General features: G+C 57.3%; 2 rRNA genes. Both read right to left on the bottom strand.

Annotated elements, in window-relative coordinates:
- Window positions 1-22 precede the first annotated feature (22 nt).
- Window positions 23-3,143, bottom strand: a 23S ribosomal RNA gene (locus tag ACTMVF_RS42285).
- A 307-nt stretch (window positions 3,144-3,450) separates the two neighbouring features.
- Window positions 3,451-4,978 (bottom strand): 16S ribosomal RNA (locus ACTMVF_RS42280).
- Together the 16S and 23S rRNA genes form the textbook arrangement of a ribosomal RNA operon.
- Between the last annotated feature and the right edge of the window lie 234 nt (window positions 4,979-5,212).

Raw genomic sequence — 5,212 nt, 5'->3', positions numbered from 1 at the left:
AACACAGTGGACGCGAGCAACTGAGGACAAGCCCTCGGCCTATTAGTACCGGTCACCTCCACACCTTGCGGTGCTTCCAGATCCGGCCTATCAACCCAGTCGTCTACTGGGAGCCTTACCCCATCAAGTGGGTGGGAGTCCTCATCTCGAAGCAGGCTTCCCGCTTAGATGCTTTCAGCGGTTATCCCTCCCGAACGTAGCCAACCAGCCATGCCCTTGGCAGAACAACTGGCACACCAGAGGTTCGTCCGTCCCGGTCCTCTCGTACTAGGGACAGCCCTTCTCAAGACTCCTACGCGCACAGCGGATAGGGACCGAACTGTCTCACGACGTTCTAAACCCAGCTCGCGTACCGCTTTAATGGGCGAACAGCCCAACCCTTGGGACCGACTCCAGCCCCAGGATGCGACGAGCCGACATCGAGGTGCCAAACCATCCCGTCGATATGGACTCTTGGGGAAGATCAGCCTGTTATCCCCGGGGTACCTTTTATCCGTTGAGCGACGGCGCTTCCACAAGCCACCGCCGGATCACTAGTCCCGACTTTCGTCCCTGCTCGACCCGTCGGTCTCACAGTCAAGCTCCCTTGTGCACTTACACTCAACACCTGATTGCCAACCAGGCTGAGGGAACCTTTGGGCGCCTCCGTTACTCTTTAGGAGGCAACCGCCCCAGTTAAACTACCCATCAGACACTGTCCCTGATCCGGATCACGGACCCAGGTTAGACATCCAGCACGACCAGAGTGGTATTTCAACGACGACTCCACGAACACTGGCGTGCCCGCTTCAAAGTCTCCCACCTATCCTACACAAGCCGAACCGAACACCAATATCAAACTGTAGTAAAGGTCCCGGGGTCTTTCCGTCCTGCTGCGCGAAACGAGCATCTTTACTCGTAGTGCAATTTCACCGGGCCTATGGTTGAGACAGTCGAGAAGTCGTTACGCCATTCGTGCAGGTCGGAACTTACCCGACAAGGAATTTCGCTACCTTAGGATGGTTATAGTTACCACCGCCGTTTACTGGCGCTTAAGTTCTCAGCTTCGCCGAGACGAATCTCGACTAACCGGTCCCCTTAACGTTCCAGCACCGGGCAGGCGTCAGTCCGTATACATCGCCTTACGGCTTCGCACGGACCTGTGTTTTTAGTAAACAGTCGCTTCTCGCTGGTCTCTGCGGCCACCCCCAGCTCAGAGTGCAAGACTCATCACCAGGTGTGGCCCCCCTTCTCCCGAAGTTACGGGGGCATTTTGCCGAGTTCCTTAACCATAGTTCACCCGAACGCCTCGGTATTCTCTACCTGACCACCTGAGTCGGTTTAGGGTACGGGCCGCCATGAAACTCGCTAGAGGCTTTTCTCGACAGCATAGGATCATCCACTTCACCACAATCGGCTCGGCATCAGGTCTCAGACTATTGCCAGGCGGATTTACCTACCTGACGTCCTACACCCTTACCCCGGGACAACCACCGCCCGGGATGGACTACCTTCCTGCGTCACCCCATCACTCACCTACTACCAGATAGGTTCGTCGGCTCCACCACTCCCCTTTGCCCGAAGGCTCCAGGGCGGCTTCACGGACTTAGCATCACTGGATTCGATGTTTGACGCTTCACAGCGGGTACCGGAATATCAACCGGTTATCCATCGACTACGCCTGTCGGCCTCGCCTTAGGTCCCGACTTACCCTGGGCAGATCAGCTTGACCCAGGAACCCTTAGTCAATCGGCGCACACGTTTCTCACGTGTGAATCGCTACTCATGCCTGCATTCTCACTCGTCAACCGTCCACAACTACCTTCCGGTGCTGCTTCACCCGGCAGACGACGCTCCCCTACCCATCACAGCAGGCGTTGGCCCTATATGCTGCAATGACACGACTTCGGCGGTACGCTTGAGCCCCGCTACATTGTCGGCGCGGAATCACTAGACCAGTGAGCTATTACGCACTCTTTCAAGGGTGGCTGCTTCTAAGCCAACCTCCTGGTTGTCTCTGCGACTCCACATCCTTTCCCACTTAGCGTACGCTTAGGGGCCTTAGTCGATGCTCTGGGCTGTTTCCCTCTCGACCATGGAGCTTATCCCCCACAGTCTCACTGCCGCGCTCTCACTTACCGGCATTCGGAGTTTGGCTAAGGTCAGTAACCCGGTAGGGCCCATCGCCTATCCAGTGCTCTACCTCCGGCAAGAAACACACGACGCTGCACCTAAATGCATTTCGGGGAGAACCAGCTATCACGGAGTTTGATTGGCCTTTCACCCCTAACCACAGGTCATCCCCCAGGTTTTCAACCCTGGTGGGTTCGGTCCTCCACGAAGTCTTACCTCCGCTTCAACCTGCCCATGGCTAGATCACTCCGCTTCGGGTCTTGAGCGCGCTACTAAAACGCCCTATTCGGACTCGCTTTCGCTACGGCTTCCCCACACGGGTTAACCTCGCAACACACCGCAAACTCGCAGGCTCATTCTTCAAAAGGCACGCAGTCACGAGAACAAGGCAAGCCTTGTTCCGACGCTCCCACGGCTTGTAGGCACACGGTTTCAGGTACTATTTCACTCCCCTCCCGGGGTACTTTTCACCATTCCCTCACGGTACTATCCGCTATCGGTCACCAGGGAATATTTAGGCTTAGCGGGTGGTCCCGCCAGATTCACACGGGATTTCTCGGGCCCCGTGCTACTTGGGTGTCTCTCAAACGAGCCGCTGACGTTTCGACTACGGGGGTCTTACCCTCTACGCCGGACCTTTCGCATGTCCTTCGCCTACATCAACGGTTTCTGACTCGTCCTGTTGCCGGCAGACAACAGAAGAGAGATCCCACAACCCCGCATACGCAACCCCTGCCGGGTCTCACACGTATACGGTTTAGCCTCATCCAGTTTCGCTCGCCACTACTCCCGGAATCACGGTTGTTTTCTCTTCCTGCGGGTACTGAGATGTTTCACTTCCCCGCGTTCCCTCCACATACCCTATGTGTTCAGGTATGGGTGACAGCCCATGACGACTGCCGGGTTTCCCCATTCGGAAACCCCCGGATCAAAGCCTGGTTGACGACTCCCCGGGGACTATCGTGGCCTCCCACGTCCTTCATCGGTTCCTGGTGCCAAGGCATCCACCGTGCGCCCTTAAAAACTTGGCCACAGATGCTCGCGTCCACTGTGCAGTTCTCAAACAACGACCAGCCACCCATCACCCCGAACCATCCGGTTCGAGTGCACTGGGGCCGGCATCACGAGGGGGTTCATTCCCTCAGATACCCAACAGCGTGCCCGGCCGGCTCCCGTCCGAAGATCATGCGTTCCACACTCTTACGAGCAGTACTAGCAGCCTCCGACCCGTGAACCCGGCCGAATAATCAACGTTCCACCCATGAGCAACCACCGCAGAACGTTTGCCTGCGTAGTGGCCTCTGAACCAGGCAAGCCCGGCTGAGAAGTGCTCCTTAGAAAGGAGGTGATCCAGCCGCACCTTCCGGTACGGCTACCTTGTTACGACTTCGTCCCAATCGCCAGTCCCACCTTCGACAGCTCCCTCCCCACAAGGGGGTTGGGCCACCGGCTTCGGGTGTTACCGACTTTCGTGACGTGACGGGCGGTGTGTACAAGGCCCGGGAACGTATTCACCGCAGCAATGCTGATCTGCGATTACTAGCAACTCCGACTTCATGGGGTCGAGTTGCAGACCCCAATCCGAACTGAGACAGGCTTTTTGAGATTCGCTCCACCTCACGGTATCGCAGCTCATTGTACCTGCCATTGTAGCACGTGTGCAGCCCAAGACATAAGGGGCATGATGACTTGACGTCGTCCCCACCTTCCTCCGAGTTGACCCCGGCGGTCTCCTGTGAGTCCCCATCACCCCGAAGGGCATGCTGGCAACACAGGACAAGGGTTGCGCTCGTTGCGGGACTTAACCCAACATCTCACGACACGAGCTGACGACAGCCATGCACCACCTGTACACCGACCACAAGGGGGCGACCATCTCTGGCCGTTTCCGGTGTATGTCAAGCCTTGGTAAGGTTCTTCGCGTTGCGTCGAATTAAGCCACATGCTCCGCTGCTTGTGCGGGCCCCCGTCAATTCCTTTGAGTTTTAGCCTTGCGGCCGTACTCCCCAGGCGGGGAACTTAATGCGTTAGCTGCGGCACCGACGACGTGGAATGTCGCCAACACCTAGTTCCCACCGTTTACGGCGTGGACTACCAGGGTATCTAATCCTGTTCGCTCCCCACGCTTTCGCTCCTCAGCGTCAGTAATGGCCCAGAGATCCGCCTTCGCCACCGGTGTTCCTCCTGATATCTGCGCATTTCACCGCTACACCAGGAATTCCGATCTCCCCTACCACACTCTAGCTAGCCCGTATCGAATGCAGACCCGGGGTTAAGCCCCGGGCTTTCACACCCGACGTGACAAGCCGCCTACGAGCTCTTTACGCCCAATAATTCCGGACAACGCTTGCGCCCTACGTATTACCGCGGCTGCTGGCACGTAGTTAGCCGGCGCTTCTTCTGCAGGTACCGTCACTTTCGCTTCTTCCCTGCTGAAAGAGGTTTACAACCCGAAGGCCGTCATCCCTCACGCGGCGTCGCTGCATCAGGCTTTCGCCCATTGTGCAATATTCCCCACTGCTGCCTCCCGTAGGAGTCTGGGCCGTGTCTCAGTCCCAGTGTGGCCGGTCGCCCTCTCAGGCCGGCTACCCGTCGTCGCCTTGGTGAGCCATTACCTCACCAACAAGCTGATAGGCCGCGGGCTCATCCTGCACCGCCGGAGCTTTACACCGTCAAGGATGCCCAAGACGGTCATATCCGGTATTAGACCCCGTTTCCAGGGCTTGTCCCAGAGTGCAGGGCAGATTGCCCACGTGTTACTCACCCGTTCGCCACTAATCCCCACCGAAGTGGTTCATCGTTCGACTTGCATGTGTTAAGCACGCCGCCAGCGTTCGTCCTGAGCCAGGATCAAACTCTCCGTGAATGTTTTCCCGTAATCGGGACGACACCACGAGAGCGGAACAGCCAGGCGGAATAAGCCCGGCCGTTCACAGCGTCCTCGCTGTGTTTTTTCAAAGGAACCTCGACCATCACGATGTGATGGACGGGGTATCAACATATCTGGCGTTGATTTTTGGCACGCTGTTGAGTTCTCAAGGAACGGACGCTTCCTTTGTACTCACCCTCTCGGGCTTTCCTCCGGGCGCTTCCCTTCGGT

The organism is Streptomyces sp. SD31 (assembly GCF_052068475.1).
Classification (GTDB): Bacteria; Actinomycetota; Actinomycetes; order Streptomycetales; family Streptomycetaceae; genus Streptomyces.
Note: the sequence above shows the minus strand (reverse complement) of the source record. Positions and strands in the feature narration are given on the sequence as shown.